The 22,942-nt window shown below is 69.3% G+C and carries 23 protein-coding genes; 18 read left to right on the forward strand and 5 right to left on the reverse strand.

The features are described from left to right. Positions 1 to 25: 25 nt before the first annotated feature. The 4 genes from rpoZ (at position 26) to ACSVDM_RS01700 (ending at position 5,154) form a co-directional block, all read left to right on the forward strand. Positions 26 to 304: a DNA-directed RNA polymerase subunit omega gene (rpoZ, locus tag ACSVDM_RS01685; protein ID WP_067493623.1), complete on the forward strand. Its 279-nt coding sequence runs from the start codon at positions 26 to 28 to the stop codon at positions 302 to 304. Between the two features lie 28 nt (positions 305 to 332). Next, positions 333 to 1,550: a bifunctional phosphopantothenoylcysteine decarboxylase/phosphopantothenate--cysteine ligase CoaBC gene (gene coaBC / locus ACSVDM_RS01690; protein ID WP_357394498.1), complete on the forward strand. Its 1,218-nt coding sequence runs from the start codon at positions 333 to 335 to the stop codon at positions 1,548 to 1,550. A 167-nt stretch (positions 1,551 to 1,717) separates the two neighbouring features. Then, positions 1,718 to 2,929: a methionine adenosyltransferase gene (metK, locus tag ACSVDM_RS01695; protein WP_084456412.1), complete on the forward strand. Its 1,212-nt coding sequence runs from the start codon at positions 1,718 to 1,720 to the stop codon at positions 2,927 to 2,929. Positions 2,930 to 2,943: 14 nt separating this feature from the next. Beyond that, positions 2,944 to 5,154, forward strand: a complete 2,211-nt coding sequence (locus ACSVDM_RS01700; RefSeq protein WP_439262220.1) for a primosomal protein N' — start codon at positions 2,944 to 2,946, stop codon at positions 5,152 to 5,154. Between the two features lie 327 nt (positions 5,155 to 5,481). Here ACSVDM_RS01700 and ACSVDM_RS01705 read toward each other — a convergent pair whose 3' ends face one another. Further along, positions 5,482 to 6,327, reverse strand: a complete 846-nt coding sequence (locus ACSVDM_RS01705; protein ID WP_439262221.1) for an SDR family oxidoreductase — start codon at positions 6,325 to 6,327, stop codon at positions 5,482 to 5,484. Between the two features lie 74 nt (positions 6,328 to 6,401). On the opposite strand from ACSVDM_RS01705, the gene ACSVDM_RS01710 reads away from it, so the two are divergent. From ACSVDM_RS01710 to ACSVDM_RS01745, 8 genes are all read left to right on the forward strand, one after another. Then, a complete protein-coding gene (locus ACSVDM_RS01710; protein WP_439262223.1) occupies positions 6,402 to 6,992 on the forward strand; it encodes a TetR/AcrR family transcriptional regulator in 591 nt (196 codons plus the stop codon). A 145-nt stretch (positions 6,993 to 7,137) separates the two neighbouring features. After that, positions 7,138 to 7,935, forward strand: coding sequence for a thioesterase family protein (locus tag ACSVDM_RS01715; protein ID WP_439262225.1), 798 nt, complete (start codon positions 7,138 to 7,140; stop codon positions 7,933 to 7,935). 155 nt (positions 7,936 to 8,090) lie between these two features. Next, complete coding sequence (locus tag ACSVDM_RS01720) at positions 8,091 to 8,768, forward strand: PadR family transcriptional regulator (protein WP_067636049.1); 678 nt, start codon at positions 8,091 to 8,093, stop codon at positions 8,766 to 8,768. A 62-nt stretch (positions 8,769 to 8,830) separates the two neighbouring features. After that, entirely contained in the window at positions 8,831 to 9,847 is a 1,017-nt protein-coding gene (locus ACSVDM_RS01725; protein ID WP_439262228.1) for an esterase/lipase family protein, read from the forward strand. Between the two features lie 75 nt (positions 9,848 to 9,922). Then, positions 9,923 to 10,462: a peptide deformylase gene (gene def, locus ACSVDM_RS01730; RefSeq protein ID WP_067493859.1), complete on the forward strand. Its 540-nt coding sequence runs from the start codon at positions 9,923 to 9,925 to the stop codon at positions 10,460 to 10,462. After that, complete coding sequence (fmt, locus tag ACSVDM_RS01735; protein WP_067636047.1) at positions 10,462 to 11,385, forward strand: methionyl-tRNA formyltransferase; 924 nt, start codon at positions 10,462 to 10,464, stop codon at positions 11,383 to 11,385. The genes def and fmt overlap by 1 nt, the downstream gene beginning before the upstream one ends. Positions 11,386 to 12,007: 622 nt before the next feature. Then, a complete protein-coding gene (locus ACSVDM_RS01740; protein ID WP_439262656.1) occupies positions 12,008 to 13,366 on the forward strand; it encodes an RsmB/NOP family class I SAM-dependent RNA methyltransferase in 1,359 nt (452 codons plus the stop codon). 328 nt (positions 13,367 to 13,694) lie between these two features. Beyond that, complete coding sequence (locus ACSVDM_RS01745; RefSeq protein ID WP_067636589.1) at positions 13,695 to 14,033, forward strand: MmcQ/YjbR family DNA-binding protein; 339 nt, start codon at positions 13,695 to 13,697, stop codon at positions 14,031 to 14,033. 26 nt (positions 14,034 to 14,059) lie between these two features. On the opposite strand, the gene ACSVDM_RS01750 is transcribed toward ACSVDM_RS01745, so the two are convergent. Both ACSVDM_RS01750 and ACSVDM_RS01755 read right to left on the reverse strand, forming a co-directional pair. Beyond that, a complete protein-coding gene (locus tag ACSVDM_RS01750; RefSeq protein ID WP_371851998.1) occupies positions 14,060 to 14,866 on the reverse strand; it encodes an RNA polymerase sigma factor SigF in 807 nt (268 codons plus the stop codon). Positions 14,867 to 14,949: 83 nt separating this feature from the next. Continuing rightward, complete coding sequence (locus ACSVDM_RS01755) at positions 14,950 to 15,372, reverse strand: anti-sigma factor (RefSeq protein WP_067493638.1); 423 nt, start codon at positions 15,370 to 15,372, stop codon at positions 14,950 to 14,952. A 96-nt stretch (positions 15,373 to 15,468) separates the two neighbouring features. Here ACSVDM_RS01755 and rpe point away from each other — a divergent pair, with 96 nt between their 5' ends. Continuing rightward, a complete protein-coding gene (rpe, locus tag ACSVDM_RS01760) occupies positions 15,469 to 16,125 on the forward strand; it encodes a ribulose-phosphate 3-epimerase (protein ID WP_357146710.1) in 657 nt (218 codons plus the stop codon). Positions 16,126 to 16,135: 10 nt separating this feature from the next. Here rpe and ACSVDM_RS01765 read toward each other — a convergent pair whose 3' ends face one another. Continuing rightward, positions 16,136 to 16,609, reverse strand: a complete 474-nt coding sequence (locus ACSVDM_RS01765) for a hypothetical protein (protein WP_225280667.1) — start codon at positions 16,607 to 16,609, stop codon at positions 16,136 to 16,138. Positions 16,610 to 17,013: 404 nt separating this feature from the next. Here ACSVDM_RS01765 and ACSVDM_RS01770 point away from each other — a divergent pair, with 404 nt between their 5' ends. The 4 genes from ACSVDM_RS01770 to ACSVDM_RS01785 all read left to right on the forward strand — a co-directional run bounded on the left by ACSVDM_RS01770 (position 17,014) and on the right by ACSVDM_RS01785 (position 20,042). Further along, complete coding sequence (locus tag ACSVDM_RS01770; protein WP_067493640.1) at positions 17,014 to 17,637, forward strand: riboflavin synthase; 624 nt, start codon at positions 17,014 to 17,016, stop codon at positions 17,635 to 17,637. Between the two features lie 203 nt (positions 17,638 to 17,840). Continuing rightward, positions 17,841 to 19,085, forward strand: a complete 1,245-nt coding sequence (locus ACSVDM_RS01775) for a bifunctional 3,4-dihydroxy-2-butanone-4-phosphate synthase/GTP cyclohydrolase II (RefSeq protein WP_357394487.1) — start codon at positions 17,841 to 17,843, stop codon at positions 19,083 to 19,085. 25 nt (positions 19,086 to 19,110) lie between these two features. Beyond that, on the forward strand, positions 19,111 to 19,587 hold the full coding sequence (gene ribH / locus ACSVDM_RS01780) for a 6,7-dimethyl-8-ribityllumazine synthase (RefSeq protein WP_225280669.1): 477 nt from the start codon (positions 19,111 to 19,113) through the stop codon (positions 19,585 to 19,587). Continuing rightward, the gene (locus ACSVDM_RS01785) at positions 19,584 to 20,042 is read left to right on the forward strand and encodes a PH domain-containing protein (protein ID WP_357146048.1); all 459 of its coding nucleotides are present in this window, start codon (positions 19,584 to 19,586) and stop codon (positions 20,040 to 20,042) included. The genes ribH and ACSVDM_RS01785 overlap by 4 nt, the downstream gene beginning before the upstream one ends. Before the next feature lie 106 nt (positions 20,043 to 20,148). On the opposite strand, the gene ACSVDM_RS01790 is transcribed toward ACSVDM_RS01785, so the two are convergent. Further along, a complete protein-coding gene (locus tag ACSVDM_RS01790) occupies positions 20,149 to 22,098 on the reverse strand; it encodes a gamma-glutamyltransferase family protein (RefSeq protein ID WP_439262233.1) in 1,950 nt (649 codons plus the stop codon). A gap of 75 nt (positions 22,099 to 22,173) precedes the next feature. Here ACSVDM_RS01790 and ACSVDM_RS01795 point away from each other — a divergent pair, with 75 nt between their 5' ends. Further along, entirely contained in the window at positions 22,174 to 22,863 is a 690-nt protein-coding gene (locus ACSVDM_RS01795) for an HAD family hydrolase (protein ID WP_439262235.1), read from the forward strand. Positions 22,864 to 22,942: the final 79 nt, after the last annotated feature.

Below are 22,942 nucleotides of genomic sequence, written 5' to 3' on the forward strand. Positions count from 1 at the left end.
CACTAAACCGCAGGAGCCTCCCCTAGTGAGCACGGACATCACCGCTGCACCCGCGTACGACACTCCCATCGGCCTGACCAACCCGCCGATCGATGAGCTGCTCGAGCGCACCTCGTCCAAGTACGCCCTCGTGATCTACGCGGCCAAGCGTGCCCGGCAGATCAACGACTACTACAACCAGCTCGGTGACGGCATCCTCGAGTACGTCGGCCCGCTCGTCGAGCCGGGTCTGCAGGAGAAGCCGCTGTCGGTCGCCATGCGCGAAATCCACTCCGACCTGCTCGAACACACCGAGGGCGAGTGACAATCCCCAGCCGGGAGGCGTAAAGACCATGCGGATCGTCGTCGGGGTCGGCGGGGGCATCGCCGCTTACAAGGCGTGTGCCCTCGTTCGCCGTTTCACCGAGACCGGGCACCAGGTGCGGGTCATCCCCACCGAGGCCGCGCTGCAGTTCGTCGGCAAGGCGACCTTCGAGGCGCTGTCCGGTCAGCCGGTGCACACGGACGTGTTCACCGACGTGCCCGAGGTGCCGCATGTGCGGATCGGCCAGGAGGCCGATCTCGTCGTCATCGCCCCCGCCACCGCGGATCTGATGGCCCGCGCCGCCCAGGGGCGCGCCGACGATCTGCTCACCGCCACCTTGCTGACGGCCCGATGTCCGGTGTTGTTCGCGCCCGCGATGCACACCGAGATGTGGGAGCATCCGGCGACGGTGGCCAATGTCGCGACGCTGCGCGCGCACGGCGCCAACGTCATGGAACCCGCGTCGGGCCGGCTCACCGGTACCGACACGGGGCCGGGACGGTTGCCGGAACCGGAGGAGATCTTCGGTCTGGCCTCGCTGCTGCTCGAGCGCGCCGACGCACTGCCCCGCGACCTGACCGGTCGCCGCGTGGTGATCACCGCAGGTGGGACGAGGGAACCTCTCGACCCGGTGCGTTTCCTCGGCAACCGCAGCTCCGGTAAGCAGGGTTACGCCCTAGCCAGGGTCGCCGCCCAGCGTGGCGCCCAGGTGACGCTGATCGCGGGCAACACCATCGAGCTCGCCCCGCCCGCCGCGGTCGAGCTGGTCCACATCACCACCGCCGAACAGCTCAAGACGGCCGTCGACAAGCATGCCGTCGGCGCCGATGCGGTCGTCATGGCCGCCGCGGTCGCCGATTTCCGTCCGACCCACGTGGCGGCAGCGAAGATCAAGAAGGGCGCCGACGAACCCGACGTGATCCCGTTGACCAAGAACGCCGACATCCTCGCCGGTCTGGTCGACGCCCGCACCGAGGGCAGGCTCGACGGCACCGCGATCGTCGGTTTCGCCGCCGAGACCGGGGACGACAACGGCGACGTGCTCACCCACGCCCGCGCGAAACTGGCCCGCAAGGGCTGCGACCTGCTCGTGGTCAACGCGGTGGGTGAGGGCAAGGCGTTCGAGGTCGACACCAACGACGGATGGCTGCTCGGGGCCGACGGCACCGAGGTGGCACTCGATCACGGTTCCAAGGCGCTGCTGGCGAGCAGGGTGCTCGACGCGCTCGTCCCGCTGCTGCGCTGACCGGGTAAAACCGCCGTTTCGTGCGCGAAAACCGTTGCGCCGCAACGATCTCGCGCAGTGTACCGCGCACGGGTGTGTTCGTGGTGTGGCTTGTCCTAACCCGCCACCTTGTCGGTGGTTTGGAATAGTCTGAAGAGAAGTAACCCGTTGAGGGAGAGGGAATAACTGTGCGTACGACAGGTAGTCGGCTATTCACCAGTGAGTCTGTGACCGAGGGCCATCCGGACAAGATCTGTGACGCGATCAGCGATTCCATCCTCGACGCATTGCTCGCCGAGGATCCGGGCAGCCGCGTCGCGGTGGAAACCCTGGTCACCACCGGCCAGGTCCATGTCGCGGGCGAGGTGACCACGTCGGCCTACGCCGATATCCCGCGGATCGTGCGCGAGAAGGTCCTCGAGATCGGATACGACTCCTCCGCAAAGGGTTTCGACGGCAACTCCTGCGGTGTCAACATCGCGATCGGCGCCCAGTCGCCCGATATCGCCCAGGGTGTCGACACCTCGCACGAGGCGCGCGTCGGCGGGTCCGACGACGAGATCGAACGCCAGGGCGCGGGCGACCAGGGCCTGATGTTCGGCTACGCCACCACCGACACCCCCGAGCTGATGCCGCTGCCGATCGCGCTCGCGCACCGGCTCTCGCGCAAGCTCACCGAGGTCCGCAAGTCCGGCGTGCTGCCCTACCTGCGTCCCGACGGCAAGACCCAGGTCACCATCGAATACGACGGTGACCGACCGGTCCGCCTCGACACGGTCGTCATCTCCACCCAGCACGCCGCCGATATCGACCTGGACAACCTGCTGGCCCCCGATATCCGCGAGAAGGTCGTCGAGGCGGTCATCGCCGATCTGGAGATCCCGTCGCTCGACACCTCCGACATCCGCCTGCTGGTCAACCCGACCGGCAAGTTCGTGCTCGGTGGCCCGATGGGCGACGCCGGTCTGACCGGTCGCAAGATCATCGTCGACACCTACGGCGGCATGGCCCGCCACGGTGGTGGCGCGTTCTCCGGCAAGGACCCGTCGAAGGTCGACCGTTCGGCCGCCTACGCCATGCGCTGGGTGGCCAAGAACGTGGTGGCCGCCGGTCTGGCCGAGCGGGTCGAGGTGCAGGTCGCCTACGCCATCGGCAAGGCGGCGCCGGTCGGTCTGTTCGTCGAGACCTTCGGCACCGAGAAGGTCGACCCCACCCGCATCTCCACCGCCATCTCCGAGGTGTTCGACCTGCGTCCGGGCGCGATCATCCGCGATCTCGACCTGCTGCGCCCGATCTACGCGCCGACCGCGGCCTACGGTCACTTCGGCCGCACCGATGTCGACCTGCCCTGGGAGCACACGGACCGCGCCGACAAGCTGCGCGCGGCCGTCGGCCTGTAGTACCCACGGCCCGCGTGACCGCGGACGAACCATCGACAGCAGCGGGACACCCGATCGCCCGGGTGCTCCCGCTGCTGTCGCCCGCGCACCTGGACCGCGACTTCGACTATCTCGTCCCGCCCGAATTGGACGAGATCGCCCAGCCCGGCGTCCGCGTGCGCGTCCGCTTCGCCGGCCGCCTCGTCGACGGCTATCTCCTGCAACGCCTTTCGTCCACCGAGCACACCGGCAAAATGGTGAAGCTCGAGCGCGTGGTCTCCCCGGAACGCGTCCTCACCCCGGAAATCCTGCGCCTGGCCACCACCGTCGCCGCCCGCTACGCGGGCACCCGCGCCGACGTCCTTCGCCTGGCCATCCCACCCCGCCACGCCCGCACCGAAGCGAGCGGTTCGACCACCACCCCGAAGAAGTCCGCCGCCCGCGTGGGAAAGACGCGCACTGAGGACGCGGACTCTTCTACTGCTGACACAGAGGCTTCCGCCGGCATCGAAGCTGGTTCTGTGGTGGCTGGGGGCCCCGCTGGTGGGGCCGGTTTCACCGGTGTAGAGGCAGGTTTCGGCGGCGGGACGACTGGAGCTACGGCGAACGTGGCCGAATCCGATTCAGCCACAGCGGAATCGGCAGTGGATGTCGATGTGTCGGCCTGGGCGCGGTATCTGCACGGTGGGGCGTTCGTGGCGGCGTTGCGGCAGGGGAAGGGGCCGCGGGCGGCGTGGCAGGCGATGCCGGGGGAGGACTGGGCGGCTCGGTTGGCCGAGTTGGCGGCGACGGTGGTCGCGGCTGGGCGCGGGGTGGTGTTGATGGTGCCGGATCAGCGGGATCTGGATCGGCTGCTCGCGGAATGTGTTCGGCTGGTAGGCGATTCGGCTGTCGGGTTGTCCGCAGGGTTGGGCCCTGCGGCGCGGTACCGGCGATGGCTGTCGGTGTTGCGGGGGCAGGCACGGATCGTGGTCGGCACGCGAGCGGCGGTGTTCGCGCCGGTGCGTGACCTCGGCCTGATCGCCATCTGGGACGACGGTGACGACACCTACGCCGAACCGCGCGCACCGTATCCGCACGCCCGTGAGGTCGCGATGCTGCGCGCCCACGAGACCGGCGCCGCCTTCGTGGCCGCCGGTTTCGCACGCACCGCCGAGATCCAGGCGGTTGTCGAAACCGGTTGGGCCCACGACCTTCTCGCCGAGCGCGCGACCCTGCGCGCAGTGATGCCACGCATCAGCGCCCCCGGCGACAGCGATTTCGCGCTGGAACGTGACGCGCTGGCCCGGGCCGTGCGTATCCCCGGCGTGGCCTTCACCGCCGCCCGTGCCGCGATCAAGGAGAACGCGGCGGTACTGGTTCAGGTGCCCCGACGCGGATATGTGCCGTCGTTGGCGTGTGCCAAATGCCGAACCCCCGCCCGGTGCCGGCATTGCAACGGCCCCTTGGCATTACCGCATTCGAGCAATGGTGAAGCAGCCAGTCCGCACTGCAAATGGTGCGGCATCACGGAGGCGGCGTTCCGCTGCCAGGCCTGCGGAGCGCGCGCGCTGCGGGCGATGGTGATCGGCGCGGCCCGCACCGCGGAGGAGCTGGGCCGGGCCTTCCCCGGTGTGCCGATCCGGACATCCGGGGGCGGCGACATGCTCGACACGGTGGAGCCGGGCGCCCAGGTCGTGGTCGCGACCGTCGGCGCCGAGCCCGTGGTCCGCGGCGGATACGGCGTGGCCCTGCTCCTCGACGGCTGGGCCCTGCTCGGTCGCGCCGACCTGCGTGCCGCCGAGGACACCCTGCGCCGCTGGATGGGCGCCGCCGCCATGGTCCGCCCCCGAGGCCAGGTGATCGTGATGGCCGAACCGTCCCTGCCCACCGTGCAGGCCCTGGTCCGCTGGGACCCGGTCAACCACGCCGCCGCCGAACTCGAGGCCCGCGCCGAGGTGGGCTTCCCCCCGGCCGTCCGCATGGCCGCCGTCGACGGAACCACCGAGTCGATCGCCGAACTACTCGAGGCCGCCCAACTACCCGACCAGGTGGAGATCCTCGGCCCCGTCCCCCTCCCACCCACGGCCCGCAAACCGTTCTCCGGCGCCGACGAACCCGCCGACGTGGAACGCATGCTCCTGCGCGTGCCCCGCTCCGCCGGAACCCCCCTGTCGCGCGCGCTCACCGCCGCCCAGGGCGTCCGCAGCTCCCACCGCTCCGACGCCCCACTCCGTGTCCAGATCGACCCGGTCGACATCGGCTGACCTCGCCCGGACCGATTCGAGCGCCATCCGCGTCGGCCTGGTGGATGTCGACTGATGCGGGCGGGCCGATTCCGGGCCCTTCCACGTCGGACCCGAGGACATCAACTGAATCAGACCCGCAGTCACCCCGTGGGGATCGCCCGACAATGGTTGGCCCTGCACTCGACCGCGATCTGTGCCGAGAAGTCGGGTGCGTCGCCGGACTGGCGGAAGCGCAATGAGTCGACGCGTCGCCCCTGGGCGCCACGGGCGCGTGCCATCGCGGCGAGGGCCGAGGCGCTGATCGGGCCCGAACCTTGCGCGTGCCCGGTATGAGCCGCGGCGGGTTCAGCGGAACATCGCGCTGTGGCGCCGCGCCCACTGTGCGTACGACGTGGCCGGGCGCCCGAGTACCCGCTCGATATCATTGCTGACCTGCTGCTCCTCGGGAGTCGGTGTGCCGAGGATGGTCAGGGTGTGGTCGGCGACCGGTTCCGGCATGAAGTGCAGCATGTTCTGCTTCGCCTGGGCGGGTGTGAGTTCGACGAAGGTGATCGGTTCTTCGATCGCCTCGGCGAGGGCGATTGCCTGTTCGCGCGGAGTCGCCACGGCCGGGCCGGTGAGCGTGTAGGCGCGGCCGTGGTGGCCGTCCTCGCGCAGGGCCGCGGCGGCGACGGCGGCGATATCGGCGGGATCGACCGAGGGCAGGCCGACATCGCCGAAGGGAGCCGCGACCGTGCGGGCGGTGCGGACGGATTCGCGCCAGGCGAAGGTGTTGGAGTTGAACGCGCCCGGTCGCAGCGCGGTCCATTCGAGGTCCGAGGCCGCGAGGGCCTGCTCGAAGGCGATCGTTCGCGCGTACCCGGCGGAATCGGGGCGGGTGACCGCGCCTTGGGAGGACACGAAAACCACCCGGCGCACACCGGCCGCCGACGCCGTTTTCAGCGCCTGTTCCGGCTCGGGTCCCCCCATCAGCTGCGCGCCCGTGATGAGCAGGAACAGCGCGTCCGCACCGGCGAGAGCGGGGGAGAGGCTGTCGAGGTCGCCGAGATCGGCGACGACATGCTCGACGCCTGCGGGCAGGTCGACGGGCGTGGTTCCGCGCGACACGGCACGAACCGCTTCTCCCGCCGAGTGCAGTACCTCGACAAGCTGACGTCCGATATTGCCGGTCGCACCGGTGACAACGATCATTCTCACTCCTGAGTTAGTTAGCTGACTAAAACGAACGTAGCACCGGGATCGCCACCGTGTCTATAGTTAGTTGCATGACTGACTCACAAACGCGAGTTGCCCCGAGAGCGGGGAAGCGAGAACGTCTCGTCGAGGCGGCCGCGCGAGTGTTCTACGAGCAGGGCATCGAGAAGACCACCATCGCCGATATCGCCACCGCGGCCGACGTCCCGGTCGGCAACGTCTACTACTACTTCAAGACCAAGGACCAGTTCGTCCACGCCGTCATCGAGACTCATGCGAGCACGCTGGCCGAGGTGGTCGCGAAGCTCGCGCCGTTGCCCGGACCGGCCGAGCGGTTGAAGGCGATGGTCGACTCGTGGGTGGACCAGCGTGACCTCGCCGCCCGTTTCGGCTGCCCGACCGGCTCGCTCGCCGCCGAACTCGACAAGCGACCCGACGGTTTCGGGGGTGAACCGGCGCGGCTCATGAGCCTCCTGATCGACTGGGCGCGCGATCAATTCACCGAACTCGGCAGGCCCGACGCGGCGGAACTCGCGGTGGCCTTCGTCGCGGCCTATCAAGGAATCTCCTTGATCACCAACACATTTCGCGATCCTGACCTGATGGCTACCGAGGGCGACCGGCTCAAGCGGTGGATCGATGAGGTCGCCGGTCGGGACTGATCAGACCCGGGCGCGGACCGGTCGTTTCTGTCCGGTTCGTGGCCACCGAGGTCGGGGGCGGCGACGGCGCTGTGGTATGACCGGATGACCCTGCCCGATGACGTGCGGCGGGCCTGCGGAGAGGACCGTGGTGGAGTTCTTCAGGATGTCCGACGGTGAGTTCGTGCCGACGGAAGTGGCGATCAGCCGTTGGTCGCCCAATCAGCTGCACGGCGTCGCGGTGTGCGGCCTGCTCGCCGTGGAGGCCGAGAAGCACAGTCCTGGCGAAGGTTTCGTGCCGGCCAGGTTCACTGTCGACCTGTTCCAGCAGGTGACGACCGACCCGATCTCGCTGCACAGCGAAGTGGTGCGCGACGGCAACCGCATCAAGGTCGCCGATGTCCGGCTCGTGCAGCAGGGGCAGACGCGCTCGCGCGCCACCGTCACCTTCCTCGCGGCCACCGACGACCCGCCCGGCACCGTCTGGCAGCCCGATCTGGAACTACCCGTCCCCGAGCAGCGCATCGACGAGCCGGGCGGCGCCGCACCGCTGTTCAAATCCGGTGCGGGCGACTGGCTCACCGATTTCCGCACCGCCCGCGACGCGGAACGCAAGGTCACCTGGAACAACCTGCCGACCCTCGTCGCGGGCCAGCCCTTCTCGCCCTTCCAGCGCGCCGCCGCCAGCGGTGACCTCACCAATCTCGTCTGCCACTGGGGTTCGCACGGTGTCGGCTACATCAACGCCGACATGACCCTCAGTCTCTCGCGCCTGCCCGAGGGGGTGGAGCTCGGTCTGCAAGCCCTCGATCACACCTCGCAGGCAGGCGTCGCGGTGAGCAGTGCCGTCCTCTACGACCGCCGGGGCAAACTCGGCACCGCCACGATCACCGCCATCAGCAACGACCGCCGGCGCTCGCCTTCGACCACGGAGAGCAAGCCGGTCGCGGTGGCCGCCGAGTAGTCCGCTCACCTTTCCGCAACCCCACCGCACTCGCGGGGAGGGGTGATCCGGTGCTGCCGTGAGGCGGCGCACAGCAAGAACACCCTTGCGCTAGATGCATTGCCGATATATCGTCGATAACGTCAACTAGAAGAGAACACGCCGAGGAGGCTGTTATGCACGACGATCGACAAAGAGAATTCGGACACTTCGAGCGAGGACGCGGTCAGGGGCATCCGGAATTCGGGCCCGACCGCAGGCACTTCCGGCGCGGTGGTCGCCACGGTCACGGCCCGGAATTCGGACCCGGCTTCGGCCCGGGATTCGGTCCCGGTTTCGGCCCGGGCTTCGGCCGGGGACGCGGTCGCGGCGGCCGGGGCAGGCGCGGTGACGTCCGTGCCGCCGTCCTGTTGCTGCTCGCCGAACGACCCATGCACGGCTACGAACTCATCCAGCAGATCCGCGAGCGCAGCGACGACATCTGGCGTCCGAGCCCGGGTTCCATCTACCCGGCATTGGCCCAGCTCGAGGACGAGGGACTGGTCCTCATCGAGAAGGTGGCCGGGCGCAAGACCGCGCAACTCACCGAGGCGGGCAAGGCCTATGTCGAGACCGAGCGCGACGAGCTCGGCGATCCCTGGGCGGAGGTCCGGCAGGACGTCGGCGCCCAAGCGCTCGATCTGCGTGGCCTCGTCGGCCAGGTGATGGGTGCGGTCGGTCAGGTCGCCCAGGTCGGTACCCCGGAACAAGCCGCGCGAGCGGCCGAGGTGCTCACCGAGACCCGCCGGGCGCTGTACCGGATCCTCGCCGAGGACGATGTCCCCGCCACCGGTGACGCAACCCCCGATAAATGAGGGCGGTGTGAACCCCCTTTTCGAGGTGCTTTTGCCCAGGCAATGGAGTAAATCATTGGGGTATGGAACAACCGCGAGGTCTGTGGGGTTGGGGATCATCACAATGGGGAAGGGCGGCGTCGCGGACGGCGCTCGCCTGCGCGGCGGTGATCGGGGTGGCACTCGCCCCGGTCGCCACCGCTGAACCGCCGGGCTACCGCCCGGCAATCGTCCCGAGCCAGCCGGGTCCGGCACAGTCCGACCACCTGGCCGCCGCCCGCTACATCAGTGACCATCCCGACGCGGTTCCCCTGGGCGTCAACAACTTCGGCTGTGAGCCGAGTGCCGAGCACCCGCGCCCGGTCGTGCTCGTCCACGGTACCGACTCGAGTGCCTACTCCGACTGGTCGGGTATCGGCCCGCAACTCGTGGCGGCCGGCTTCTGCGTGTTCGCGCTGAACTACGGTGGTGCGCCCGGCGCCGACACCTACGGCACCGAGGACATGCGCGTCAGCTTCGCCCAGCTCGCCGCCTTCGTCGAGCAGGTGCGCGCCGCGACCGGGGCGGCCGAGGTCGACCTCGTCGGTTTCTCGCAGGGGGCCAATGTCAGCCGGTACTACGTCAACAAGCTCGGCGGCGCCGACGTGGTGAACACCTGGGTCGGGCTCGCCTCCCCGAGCTACGGGGGCGTCATGTACGGCCTCGTACCGGTAGGGCAGGCGGTGCCCGGCATGATGGATGTGTACGCGAAGGTGACCTCGACCGCCGCCGTCCAGCAGGCGCAGGGCGAGCCGATCATGGTAGAACTGAACGCAGGCGGCGACACTGTGCCCGGTGTCCGTTACGTCACTGTCGGCAGCCGGGTCGACGAGATGATCCAGCCGTTCGAGAACATCGCGCTGCGCGGGCCGGGCGCGGAGAACCTCGTCCTCCAGGACCTGTGCCCCGACGACCTGACCGGGCATTTCAACCTCGTCTACGACCCGTTCGTGCAGCAACTGCTGCTGCGGGTGCTCGACCCGGCCCGGCCCGCGCCGGTCTGCACGCCGGTGCCGCTGGGGACGGGCATCCCGCAGGTCATCATCGCGGGCAACTCCTGACGGCCGCGCCGGTCGGAACCACCCCGGCGGGTCTCTAGAATGGGACGACCGCACATCGTCCAGCCGGGAGCCGCCGTGACCATTCAGCCCGTTCGCCTGTTCGGCGATCCCATCCTGCGCTCGCGTGCCGACGAGGTCACCGAGTTCGGCGCCGAGCTCGCGCAGCTCGTCACCGATCTCACCGAGACCATGCACGACGACGGCGGCGTCGGGATGGCGGCGCCGCAGATCGGTGTGGGGCTGCGGGTGTTCGTCTACGACACCGGCGACGCCGCCGGGCACGTGGTGAACCCGGAGTGGACCGCGATCGGCGAGGACGAGCAGGTCGGGCCGGAGGGCTGCCTGTCGATCCCCGGCGTGCGCTACGACGTGCGCCGGGCGCTGCGGGTGCGCGTGACCGGCGTCGACAAGACCGGTGCGCCGGTCGAATTCGACGCCGACGGGCTGCTCGCGCGGTGCGTGCAGCACGAGCACGACCACCTCGACGGTGTGCTGTTCGTGAACCGGCTCGAGCCGGCCGACCGCAAGGAAGCGATGCGGACCATCCGCGAATCCGACTGGTTCCGTGCCGGTGTCACCGTGCGCGAATCCAGCGGTGTCGGCGGTGGCCGCTGATGCGTCTCGTCTTCGCGGGCACCCCCGAACCGGCCGTTCCCTCGCTGCGGCGGCTGCTCGACAGCGAACGCCACGAGGTGGTCGCGGTGGTCACCCGGCCCGACGCGGTCGCCGGTCGCGGGCGCAAGATCATGCGCTCACCGGTCGGTCGGCTGGCCGACGAACACGGCATCCCGGTGCTCACCCCGGGCAAGCCGTCGGAACCGGAGTTCGTCGAGGCGCTCACCGCGCTCGCCCCGGACTGCTGTCCGGTGGTGGCCTACGGTGCCCTGTTGCCCCAGCAGATCCTCGACATTCCCGCGCACGGCTGGATCAACCTGCACTTCTCGCTGCTGCCCGCGTGGCGCGGCGCGGCGCCCGTGCAGGCCGCCATCCTCGCCGGTGACGAGATCACCGGTGCCAGCACCTTCCAGATCGAGGCGGGGCTCGACACCGGGCCCGTCTACGGCGTGATGACCGAGAAGATCGGCCACACCGACACCTCGGGTGAACTGCTCGCGCGGCTCGCCGAGGCAGGCGCGGTGCTGCTCGAGAAGACCATGGACGGTGTCGAAGACGGGACGCTGCAAGCGATTCCGCAATCCAACGACGGCGTGTCCTACGCGCCGAAGGTGACCGTGGAAGCGAGCCGCATCCGGTTCGACGAGCCCGCCCTGGCGATCCACCGCCACATTCGTGCCGTCACCCCGGCGCCCGGCGCGTGGACCGAGGTGAACGGGCTGCGCCTCAAACTCGGCCCGGTGGAGCTGGTGGAGGAAACCTTGCCCGAAAGCGAGATCGAGGTGCGCAAATCCGGCGTCTTCGTCGGCACGTCGACCACCGCGGTCCGCCTCGGCCAGGTCCAACCACCCGGCAAGAAGATGATGAACGCCCTCGACTGGGCGCGCGGCGCCCGTCTCGCACCGGGCACGGTGATCGGATGAGCGAGCGCAGCGAGCGAACGATGAGCACAGCCGCCCAGGCGATCATGCCGGAGCCGAACGTCAGCGAGGTGCAGGCATGAGCGCCTCCGACCGCAGGCGTCGGCGCGAGGCCGACCAGCGCAGCGGCGCCGCACCCCGCGACGATCGCAAGATCACCGGCAAGAACGTCGACGGCGGCTGGGCCGCCCGCGCCGCCAAGGGCCGTGACAACAAGGCCCCGCGCGCCGAGGACGACCGTCGCCCGCGTCGTGGCGACAGCGACACCCGAGGGTGGGACTACGACCGCCGCGGCCCGGCTCGCGCCGACGACACCCGTCGCTCGACCGCCGATCGCGGCCGGGACCCCGACGCCGCCGACCGATCCGGGCGGCGGGGAGACGGCGGTGCGGAACGGCGTGGTTCGGTGGGAAGATCCGACCGCCAGGGCATTTCACGCGGAGTCGCAGGAGCAGGGCGTTTCGCCGATGCGAGCCGTTCCGATAGTGGGCGCGAAGGGGATTCGCGGGCACCGCAGGGTGGGAAGCGAAGCGACCGTACCGGTGGCGCACGGCAGGGGCAGGGCGGCGGTAAGCCGGTCGGGCAGCGGAGTGAGCGGCAGCGGGCCGATCGGCCGGATCCGAGTGTGCCGAGTCCACGCAAGCGGCGGGGTGAGCCGGTGGACGTGGCGCGGGAGGTGGCCCTCGACGTGTTGCGGGCGGTGCGCGAACGTGACGCCTACGCCAACCTCGTACTGCCGAAGTTGTTGCGGGAGCGCAAGATCAGCGGGCGTGATGCCGCGTTCGCGACCGAACTCACCTATGGTGCGTGCCGGTCGCAGGGGCAGCTCGATGCTGTGATCGCGGCGTGCGCGGGTCGTCCGGTCGGTGAGATCGACGGGCCGATCCTCGACATCCTCCGCCTCGGCGTCTACCAGCTGCTGCGCACGCGGACCAGCGCGCATGCCGCCGTCGACACCTCCGTGGATCTGGCCCGTGCCGAATTCGGCCAGGGCCGTGCCGGTTTCGTGAACGCGGTGCTGCGCCGGGCGGGGGAGAAGACCGCCGAGCAGTGGATCGCGGAGCTGGCCCCGGCCGATCCGGTCGGCAAGCTCGCCTTCGAATTCGCCCACCCCACCTGGATCGCCCAGTCCTTCGCCGACGCGCTCGGTGCGCAGGCGGGCGAACTGTCCGACCTGCTGGCCGCCGACGACGAACGTCCGGTGGTGCACCTGGTCGCGCGTCCCGGTGAGATCACGTCCGAGGAATTGGCGCTGGTCACCGGCGGCGAGGAAGGTCGCTGGTCGCCGTACGCGGTGTACCTCGACGGCGGCGATCCCGGTCAGCTCGAACCGGTGCGCGAGGGAATCGCCGCGGTGCAGGACGAAGGTTCTCAGCTCGTCGCGCTGGTCCTGAGCCGGGCACCGCTCGAGGGCCCCGACCAGGGTCGCTGGCTCGACCTGTGCGCTGGTCCCGGCGGTAAGGCGGCGCTGCTCGGTGCGCTCGCCGCGATCGACCTGTTCACCGTCGACGCGGTGGAGCCGTCGGAGCACCGCGCCGAACTGGTCCGCAAGTCCACCCGCGACCTGCCCGTCACGGTGCACGTGAAGGACGGGCGTGATACAGGTTTGGAACCCGGCTACGACCGCATCCTGGTCGACGCCCCCTGCACGGGCCTCGGCGCACTGCGCCGCCGCCCCGAGGCACGCTGGCGCCGCACCCCCGCCGACGTCCCGGAACTGGTCACCCTGCAGCGCGAACTCCTCACCGCCGCATGGGATCTCCTGCGCCCCGGCGGCGTGGTCGTGTACTCCACCTGCTCCCCGCACCTGTCCGAAACCGTCGCGGTGGTCGCCGATTTCGTCCGCCGCACCGGCGCCGAACAACTCGACACCCGCGAGCTGCTCCCCGGCGTCACCGACCTCGGCGAAGGCCCCTCGGCCCAACTCTGGCCCCACCGCCACGGCACCGACGCGATGTTCCTGTCGGCCCTGCGCAAGAAGTAGGCCCGATCACGCGCTGAGGCGGTGCGATCCGAGTCCACCGCACCGCCACAGCATCGGCCGGGTGGCTCGCCCACGTGCCGGCGCCGCCGCTGTTCGAGTCCAGGTCGCACAATTTGGGCGTTGATGCTCGCTCGGGTGACGGCGCGAAGGAGTGGACGCGCCCACCGCGTTTCGCAACCTTACGTCTCAGATGTGTCGCCGAAGGAGATCGCGGCAGGCCGTGGCTGTGTGACGGGTGGCGTATGCCCGATTCGGACCCACCGCGTCTCGGCAGCGAGCGGTGACATTCGTCCAAGGCGTGGCGTGTCTCGCGGGGGAGAATTCTCCTATGGCGATGACGTGGGAACAGGTGGTGGAGATCGCGACCGCGCTGCCGGGGGTGGCGGAGGGGACGTGGTGGCGAAGTCCGGGGCTGTCGGTCGGCGGGAAGAGTTTCGCGCGGCTGCGGTCGGAGGCCGAGGGCGGGCTGGTGCTCTTGTGTGAGCCGTCGGAGAAGGAGGCGCTACTCGCCTCGGGGGATCCGGCGTTCTATACGACGCCGCACTACGACGGGCACCCGTATGTGCTCATCGATCTGGAAGTGGTCGACCGGCAACAGCTCGCCGAGCTGATCGACAGCGCGTGGTGGTTGCGCGCGCCCGCGAAACTGCGGCGCGAACGCGCGTAGGGGACACCGTTGTCCCCGTGGCGGATTCAGTCCCGTTCGGACAGATCACGCAGGCGCGCAAGGGTTTTCGCGAGGATGCGCGAGACGTGCATCTGCGAGATGCCGAGCTGGTTCGCGATCTGGGTCTGGGTCATCGACTCGAAGAAGCGCATCGTGAGGATCCGCCGCTCCCGCTCGGGCAAACCCGCCAGCAGCGGGCGAACCGCGATGTACTCCTCGACCCGGTCGAACTGCGACTCCTCCTCGCCGAGGGTGTCGAGCAGCGAGGCGTCGCTGTCACGACCGACCGAGGCGGCATCGATCGAGGTGGGCTGGTAGGCGTTGCCCGCGATGACCGCCTGGGTCACCTCGTCGGGGTCGACATCGAGTTCGGCCGCGATCTCCTTGGCCGTCGGCGAGCGACCCAGCCGCTGCGACAGTTGGTCCACGGCCGCACCGATACGCAGATGGGTTTCCTTCACCCGCCGCGGCACCCGCATGGCCCAGGTGTTGTCGCGGAAGTACCGCCGCACCTCACCCATGATCGTCGGCACCGCGAACGACAGGAAGTTCGAGCCACGGCTCAGATCGAACCGGTCGACCGCGTGCACCAGGCCGACCCGCGCCACCTGCGACAGATCGTCGAACGGCTCACCGCGGCCGCTGAACTTGCGGGCGATGTGGTCGGCCAGCGGGATGCAGCGGTTGATCAGCGCGTCGCGGGCCACGGCGTGCGCGGCACTGCCGGGTTCGGTCGCCGCGAGCCGTTCGAACAGCGCGCTCACGTCGTCGTACCCGGAGGGGGCCGCGGGCGCGGGCTCGGTCAACTGCTCCTCGACGACCTGCTCCTCGATGACCGGCTCGTCGAGCACGGCTTCGGCGGGCTGTTCGAGAATTTCCGGATCGGGCTTGTGCTCTTCGTTGGTTTCGCCGTGCACTACGCCTTCCCCCGGACCCGACGGATACGGACACTCGTCGGATACCCGGACCTGGCGGCGTCGAATCCTTGCTGGTCGGCGTTCACCTCGTCGCTCAGCGTGCGCAGCACATGCCAGCCGAAGCTGCGCTGGTCGGGCAAACCCTCCGCGGCCGCGACACCCTCCACCCGCACGACCAGTTCGGTGTCACCGACGACGAACTCGCAGGTGAGCTGCGAGCCGGGCGCGGCGATCGCGATGAGTGTGGAGCACACCTCGTCGACCGCCAGGCGCACGTCGGCCACCTCGTCGAGGGTGAAATCGCTGAGCAGGACCAGTGTTTCGGCCAATCCACGCAGGATCGGCAGCTGGGTCACCGACGCTGCCACGCGAATCTGCACCGGATCGCTGAACAGCTCTTGTTCCGCCGAAATGTTGGTCACGCTCTGTAGGCTACCCACAACCGGGCGCCGATCACCACGCGGTCGCTACACTTGCGCGCTGTGTCCACACCGACGTTCCACCGCCCGGCCGAGCCGATGATCGCCCCGTCCATCCTGTCCGCGGACTTCGCGAACCTGGCCGCCGAGGCCGCCGCTGTCGAAGGTTCCGACTGGCTGCATGTGGACGTGATGGACGCCCACTTCGTGCCGAACCTCACACTCGGCCTGCCGGTGGTGCAGAGCCTGCTCAAGGCCACCGACATCCCGTTCGACTGCCACCTGATGATCGAGGACCCGGGCCGCTGGGCGCCCGGCTACGCCGAGGCGGGCGCCTACAACGTCACCTTCCACGCCGAGGCCACCGACGACCCGATCGCCGTGGCTCGCGATATCCGCGCCGCGGGTGCCAAAGCTGGTCTGTCGGTGAAGCCGAACACCCCGATCGAGCCGTATCTCGAGATTCTGCGCGAATTCGACACCCTGCTCGTGATGAGCGTGGAACCGGGTTTCGGCGGTCAGTCGTTCATTCCCGAGGTGCTGGAGAAGGCGCGGATCGTGCGCAATCTCGTGGACGCGGGCGAATTGCAGCTGCTCGTCGAAATCGACGGTGGCATCAATACCGACACCATCGAGCAGGCCGCCGCGGCGGGCATCGATTGTTTCGTGGCCGGGTCGGCGGTCTACAACACCGCCGACCCCGGTGCGGCCGTCCAGAATCTGCGCAGTCTGGCAACCGCCGCCTGGTTGCCGTGACCCGGTTCGGTCAGTGCGGGTGCAGGGCGTGGCTGCCCAGCGCCCGCGCTGTCTCGATCACGGCCTCGAGCGGTGGCCGGTTGTCGGCCGCCTCCGGTGCGCGCACCCAGGTGCGGTAGCCGGTGCGTTCGTCGTCGGGGGAGGGCAGCACGATGTGGCTGCCCGCGCACGCGACGCTCGCGTAGAGGCGGAACAGTTCGGCTTCGGCTGTCGGCGTGAGGGTGTCGAGGTGGCAGGGGCCGGTGAGGAAGGTCCAGCAATGGGCGCGCGGATGGTCGACGACCGGTCCGGCGATACCGTCGGCACGCAACTGCGCCTGTACCCGCTCACCCAGGTCACCCGGCATGGTCACGGCACCGTAGTGGGTGCCGATCTGCAGGAGGATGCGCCGGGAGTCGGGGTCGACCGTTGCGGGCAGGTGTAGCTCCCGCCGGTAATGGACGCAGCGACTTTCCAGCGTGGAATCGAGCAGTGGGTAGCTCACAGTGTTGTCTCCCGGTATCGCATCGTTGAACGTCGGGAATCGTTGACGTAACAATATTGCGTCAGTGGCGAGGGCGTGGCAAGTCCGTGGATCTCCGTGTTTCTTCTTTCGTGGCCCGGGGTACAAAGCGGCGTGGTCGTGGCCGGAAAATTTATTGCACCGGCACACGGAGAAAATCAAACGAAGGATTGCCGTCGCATTCTATTTCGGCGGGAATTCTATATGTCCGGATTTTTTTCCTACGATTTTCCGGCGCCGTGCGGGTTTTGCGGCCTCCCGCTCAGCGCGCGGTCGGATTCCACCCTCACCTGTGCCGCCACTAGGCTGTGCGTCGAGCGGGAATAGCGGTCGTCTACCCGCTGTTGGGCCCAACGGGTACGGATGACGCGACAAGGGAGTCAGACATGTTCACAGGGATCGTCGAGGAACTCGGCGAGGTCGTGGCCACCGAGCAGCTGGCCGACGCCGCCCGGTTGACGATCCGCGGCAAGCTGGTGACTTCCGATGCCGGACACGGCGATTCGATCGCGGTGAACGGCGTGTGTCTCACCGTCGTCGATGTGCTCGACGGCGACAGCTTCACCGTCGACGTGATGGCCGAGACTCTCGACCGGTCGAGCATCGGCGCCCTCGTGCCCGGCTCCCGGGTGAACCTCGAACGCGCCGCCGCGATCAACAGCCGCCTCGGCGGACATCTCGTCCAGGGCCACGTCGACGGCACCGGCACCGTGCTGGCCCGCACCCCGTCCGAGAACTGGGAGGTGGTCCGCATCTCCCTGCCCGACGCCATCGCCCGCTATGTCGTCCAGAAGGGCTCGATCACCGTCGACGGCGTCTCGCTCACCGTGTCGAACCTCGGCATCGACGACGAACCCGCCGCCGACGGCAACCGCGACTGGTTCGAGGTCTCGCTGATCCCCACCACCCTCGCACTGACCGTACTCGGCACCGCGCCGGTCGGCACGACCGTGAACCTCGAGGTCGACGTCATCGCGAAGTACGTGGAGCGCCTGGCACAGCGAGGCTGACACACCCGCGTCGGGCGGCTCGGAGAGACCCCCACGCACGCCGTACTGTAGTAGTGATTGCCATCCCGGAGCCGTTTCTCGGCCGCCTCGATCTGGACTGACCAGAGGGTGCGACGAAGGAGTGCCCGCCGGGAGGGAAGATCGAGGCCCCCAGGGCCGAGAAACCCGCGGCGCCAGCCGCCAATATTACGGAGCAAGCAGACGTGACCAGGTTGGACAGCATCGAGCGCGCGATCGCCGATATCGCGGCCGGCAAGGCTGTTGTCGTCATCGACGACGAGGACCGTGAGAACGAGGGCGATCTCATCTTCGCGGCCGAGAAGGCCACCCCGGAGCTGGTCGCGTTCATGATCCGCTACACCTCCGGCTACATCTGTGTGCCGTTGACCGCCGACGACTGCGACCGCCTCGGTCTGCCGCCCGCGTACGCGATGAATCAGGACAAGCACGGCACCGCCTACACCGTGTCGGTCGACGCGCGCGAGGGCATCACCACCGGTATCTCCGGCGCCGACCGGGCCGTCACCATGCGGCTGCTGGCCAGCGCCGAGGCCAAGGCCGACGATTTCACCCGTCCGGGTCATGTGGTGCCGTTGCGCGCCAAGGACGGCGGGGTGCTGCGCAGGCCCGGTCATACCGAGGCCGCGGTGGATCTGGCCCGGATGGCCGGGTTGCGGCCGGCGGGCGTGATCTGCGAGATCGTCAGCCAGAAGGACGACGGGCACATGGCCCGCACCGACGAGCTGCGGGTGTTCGCCGACGAGCACGACCTGGCGATGATCTCGATCGCCGACATGATCGCCTGGCGGCGCAAGCACGAGAAGCATGTCGTCCGGGTCGCCGAGGCGCGCATCCCGACGGCGCACGGCGATTTCAAGGCCGTCGGCTACCAGAGCATCTTCGACGAGGCCGAGCACGTGGCGCTGGTGCGCGGTGACATCGGCGACGGCGAGGACGTGCTGGTCCGGGTGCACTCGGAGTGCCTGACCGGTGACGTGTTCGGTTCGCTGCGCTGCGATTGCGGCCCGCAGCTCGACGCGGCGCTGGAAATGGTCGACAAAGAGGGTCGCGGCGTGGTGCTGTACATGCGTGGGCACGAGGGTCGTGGCATCGGCCTGATGCACAAGCTGCAGGCCTACCAGTTGCAGGACACCGGGCGCGACACCGTCGACGCCAACCTCGACCTCGGCCTGCCCGCCGATGCCCGCGACTACGGCACGGGCGCGCAGATCCTGGTGGATCTCGGGATCCGGTCGATGCGGCTGCTCACGAACAACCCGGCCAAGCGGGTGGGTCTCGACGGGTACGGGCTGCGGATCACCGAGCGGGTGCCGATGCCGTTGCGCGCCAACGCCGAGAACCTGCACTATCTGCGGACCAAACGCGATCGCATGGGCCACGACCTGGTCGGTCTCGACGACCTGGATCTCGGCGAAACCGCGCAGTAACTCTCCCGAAAGGCAGCATCAGACGATGAGCGGCACCGGCGTACCGGAATTCGCGCTGGCCAAGGCCACCGACCTCAAGCTCGCCATTGTGGCGTCGCGCTGGCACACCGAGATCTGCGACACCCTGGTCGCGAACGCGGAGCGCGTCGCGAAGGAGGCCGGGGTCGAGCACGTCACCGTCGTGCGCTGCGCCGGGGCGATGGAATTGCCCGTCGTCGCGCAGGAATTGGCGCGCAGTCATGACGCTGTTGTCGCGCTCGGTGTCGTGATCCGTGGTGGCACACCGCATTTCGAGTACGTGTGTGATGCGGTGACCGCCGGGCTCACCCGGGTGTCGCTGGACGAGTCGACCCCGGTCACCAACGGCGTACTCACCACCAACACCGAGGAGCAGGCGCGCGACCGTGCGGGCCTGCCCGGTTCGGCCGAGGACAAGGGCGAGCAGGCCTGCGCCGCCGCGCTGGACGCCGCGCTCACCCTGCGCGCGCTGCGATCGGCGTGACCGTGCCGGTGGAACAGCACGCGGAGTGGGAGCTCGAGGTGCGTCCTCGGCGCGCGACCCGCACCGCCGTCGTGGCCGCGGTGCTCGTGCTCGCGTTCTTCACCGCGGGCGGGTTGCTGCTGCGCACCGGGTCGACCGGGGTGAACTTCCGGGTCGCCGACCAGGTCGCGATGATCTTGATCGGCGTCCTCGGCGCGGGAGCGGTACTGCTGCTCACCCGGCCACGGGTGCGTGCCGGCGCGCGCGGGGTGGCCGTGCGCAATATCCTCGGCTACCGCGAATACCCGTGGGACGTCATCCGCGGCGCCGCCTTCCCCGACCGCAAGGCGTGGGCGCGGCTCGAACTCGTCGACGACGACTACGTGCCGATGCTGGCCATCCGGTCCAACGACAAGACCTACGCCGCCGACGCCATCGAGCGGCTGCGCGAACTCGGCGCCCGCTACACCGCCTGAGTTCGCACCACCGGAGCTCGCGGGGGCTGAGCTGCACACCTGATCACCACGCTGCGGCGGCGTTCGGCTCTCGCCCGATGCCGCCACCACAGCGCGGTCGCGGTGGTCAGCGGGTGTCGCCGAGTACCGCACCTTCGCGGCGGGGGTCGGCCCCACCGATCCAGCCGTCCTTCCCGTCGCGCTGCAATGCGCTGAGGCCGCTCGACTGCGGTGCCACCGTCACCTGGTGACCCATCTCGCGCAGCTTGCGCACGAGAGGGTCGTTGTCACCGTTGGCCGTGGCGTCGATCGCCGGATGCTCGCCGCCGATACCCGTGCTCGGCGAATTGCCCGCCCCGAAGGACACCCCGGACACCGCCTGCTGCGGATCCAGGCCCCAATCGAGCGCTCCGACAAGGGTTTTGACCACGAACTGGATGATCACCGAGCCGCCGGGGGAGCCGGTGACCAGGGCGAGCTCGCCACGGTTGCCCTGGTCGTCGCGATCGAACACCAGGGTCGGGCTCATCGAACTGCGCGGCCGCTTACCCGGCTGCAGGCGGTTGGCGACGGGGGTGCCGTCGGGGTCGAGCGGGTCGGCGGCGAAGTCGGTGAGCTGGTTGTTCAGCAGGAACCCGTCGACGAAATGGAACGAACCGAAGGCCGATTCGACCGTGGTCGTCATCGCGGCCGCGTTGCCGTACTTGTCGACCACCGAGATGTGACTGGTGCCGTGCTCGGGCGGCTGCGGGCCGTTGCCCAGCGGCACCGGGCCGAGATTGCCCGGCTGGGCAGTACCCATGCTGCGGTCCGGATTGATGAGCGTGGAGCGTTCCTTCAGGTACTGCGGGTGGACCAGCGACAGCGCCGAATTACCCGGCAGCGGAATGAAATCCGGGTCGGCGACGTACTTGTTGCGGTCGGCGTAGGCGAGGCGTTCGGCCTCCGAGATCAGGTGCACGGCGCGGGCATCGGGCTTGCCGCCGTTGCGGTTCACGTCCTGCGGGCCGAGCGCGGCCAGATCGAAATTGGCGAGGATGCCCATCGTTGCCGCCACGGTGCTGCCGCCCGAGGACGGCGCGGGCATGCCGCACAGTTCGTACTTGCGGTACCCGGTGCACAGCGCGGTGCGCTTCTTCGGTTCGTAGTTCGCCAGGTCGGTGGTGGTGAGCAGGCTCGGTGTGCGCCCGCCCGCCGTGCTGCCGGCCGCCTCGACGATGTCCTGGGCGATGGGGCCGCTGTAGAGTGCCTCGGCACCGTCGGTGGCCAGGGCCGACAGGGTTTTCGAGTAGGCCGGGTTGGTGAGCACGGTGCCGGTGCGTTTCGGCGAGCCGTCCGGTTCAAGGAAGTAGGCGCGCGCGCCCTCGTCGGTCGCGAGATCCTTGGCCGATTCGGCGATCTGGCCCGCCAGCCGCGGGCTGATCTCGAAACCGCTGTCGGCCAGGTCGATCGCGGGATCGAACAGTTCCTTCCAGGCGGTCATGCCGTGCTCGCGGTGCGCGAGCTCGAGCATCCGCACCACACCGGGCACCCCGATCGAACGGCCACTGGCGCGGGTGTTCGGCGCCGGTTCGGTGCGGTCGGTGTCGCTCACCCAGCGCAGGTAGTTCTCGGTGGCGGCGGCGGGTGCGGTCTCGCGGCCGTCGTAGGCCTCCACCGTGCGGGACTTCGCGTCGTAGTGCACGAGGAACGCGCCGCCGCCGATGCCGGAGGCCTGCGGTTCCACCAGGCCGAGCACCGCCTGGGCGGTGACCAGGGCATCGGTGGCGGTGCCGCCCGCACGCAGCACCCGGCAGGCGGCCTCGGTGGCGATGGGGTTCGCCGTGGACACCGCGTAGGTGCTGGTGCGGACCGGTGACATGTCGCTGCGGTACCCCGAGGCGATCTCGGGGTTGGTGCTCAGATTCTGGGTGGTCGGGCCCGTCGCGGTCGCGGGCGCCGCCGTGATCGGGGTGCCGTTGGGCGGGCTGGTGCACTCCGCCGCCTCGGTGTCGTCTGTCGAACAACCGGCCAGCAGCCCCACCGTGAGCACTGCGGCCGTCGTGGCCCCGATCCACGTCCGTCGCCTTGGCGTCATCGTGGCAGCGTAACCCCGAACCGTCGTCGCGCACAGGGATTTCCGGCCGGGCGCGGCAGCGTTACCCTGGCTGACATGGCGATCGATGCGGTGCTGTTCGATTTCTCCGGCACGGTGTTCCGGTTGGAGGACGACCCGAGCTGGGCCGATGTCCTCGTCGGCGACGACGGCACCCCGTTCGACGTGGCGGCCAAGGCCGAGGTCCTGCGGCGCATGACGGCACCGGTCGAACAGTTCATGACCTTCGACCCGCCCGGCCAGCACGCCTGGGACAACCGCGACCTCGATCCCGCCCTGCACCGCCAGGCCTATCTCGAGGTGCTGCGCGGTTCGGGCGTGCCCGAGGCGCAGGCCGCCGACCTGTACGGGCGGCTCATCGACCCGCTGGCCTGGACGCCGTACCCCGACACCGGAACCGTGCTGAAAGCCCTTGCCGCCCAGGGCATCCCCGTGGGTGTGGTGAGCAATATCGCCTTCGACATCCGGCCCGCGTTCGCGACCCGGGGCTGGGACGCGCTGGTCGGCGCGATGACCCTGTCCTACGAGGTCGGCGCCATCAAACCCGACGCACGGATCTTCCAGGACGCGATCGACCGCCTCGGTGTCGACCCGAACCGTGTCCTGATGGTCGGTGACAGCGCCGAGGCCGACGGCGGGGCCACCGCCCTCGGCGCCCGGTTCGCCCTCGTCGACCCGCTCCCGATCGCAGATCGTCCACGCGCGCTCATCGATGCGCTGGCATTCCACGGGATTGCCACCCAGTAGAGGTTCATCGCGGTCGTGCGAACCACCCCTCGGCGGGTTCCCGACCGAGCAGGTTCGTTACGGCGCTGCCGGTCAGCGG

This window comes from Nocardia sp. JW2 (assembly GCF_051843015.1).
In the GTDB taxonomy this organism is placed as follows: domain Bacteria; phylum Actinomycetota; class Actinomycetes; order Mycobacteriales; family Mycobacteriaceae; genus Nocardia; species Nocardia coubleae.

Coding starts and splice junctions, on each gene's coding strand:
- ACSVDM_RS01795 (WP_439262235.1), top strand. CDS start 22,174: ATGGCGATCGATGCGGTGCTGTTCGATTTCTCCGGCACGGTGTTCCGG.
- fmt (WP_067636047.1), top strand. CDS start 10,462: ATGCGTCTCGTCTTCGCGGGCACCCCCGAACCGGCCGTTCCCTCGCTG.
- ACSVDM_RS01725 (WP_439262228.1), top strand. CDS start 8,831: ATGGAACAACCGCGAGGTCTGTGGGGTTGGGGATCATCACAATGGGGA.
- ACSVDM_RS01745 (WP_067636589.1), top strand. CDS start 13,695: ATGGCGATGACGTGGGAACAGGTGGTGGAGATCGCGACCGCGCTGCCG.
- coaBC (WP_357394498.1), top strand. CDS start 333: ATGCGGATCGTCGTCGGGGTCGGCGGGGGCATCGCCGCTTACAAGGCG.
- rpe (WP_357146710.1), top strand. CDS start 15,469: ATGATCGCCCCGTCCATCCTGTCCGCGGACTTCGCGAACCTGGCCGCC.
- ACSVDM_RS01770 (WP_067493640.1), top strand. CDS start 17,014: ATGTTCACAGGGATCGTCGAGGAACTCGGCGAGGTCGTGGCCACCGAG.
- ribH (WP_225280669.1), top strand. CDS start 19,111: ATGAGCGGCACCGGCGTACCGGAATTCGCGCTGGCCAAGGCCACCGAC.
- ACSVDM_RS01710 (WP_439262223.1), top strand. CDS start 6,402: ATGACTGACTCACAAACGCGAGTTGCCCCGAGAGCGGGGAAGCGAGAA.
- ACSVDM_RS01720 (WP_067636049.1), top strand. CDS start 8,091: ATGCACGACGATCGACAAAGAGAATTCGGACACTTCGAGCGAGGACGC.
- ACSVDM_RS01715 (WP_439262225.1), top strand. CDS start 7,138: ATGTCCGACGGTGAGTTCGTGCCGACGGAAGTGGCGATCAGCCGTTGG.
- ACSVDM_RS01790 (WP_439262233.1), bottom strand. CDS start 22,098: ATGACGCCAAGGCGACGGACGTGGATCGGGGCCACGACGGCCGCAGTG.
- ACSVDM_RS01705 (WP_439262221.1), bottom strand. CDS start 6,327: ATGATCGTTGTCACCGGTGCGACCGGCAATATCGGACGTCAGCTTGTC.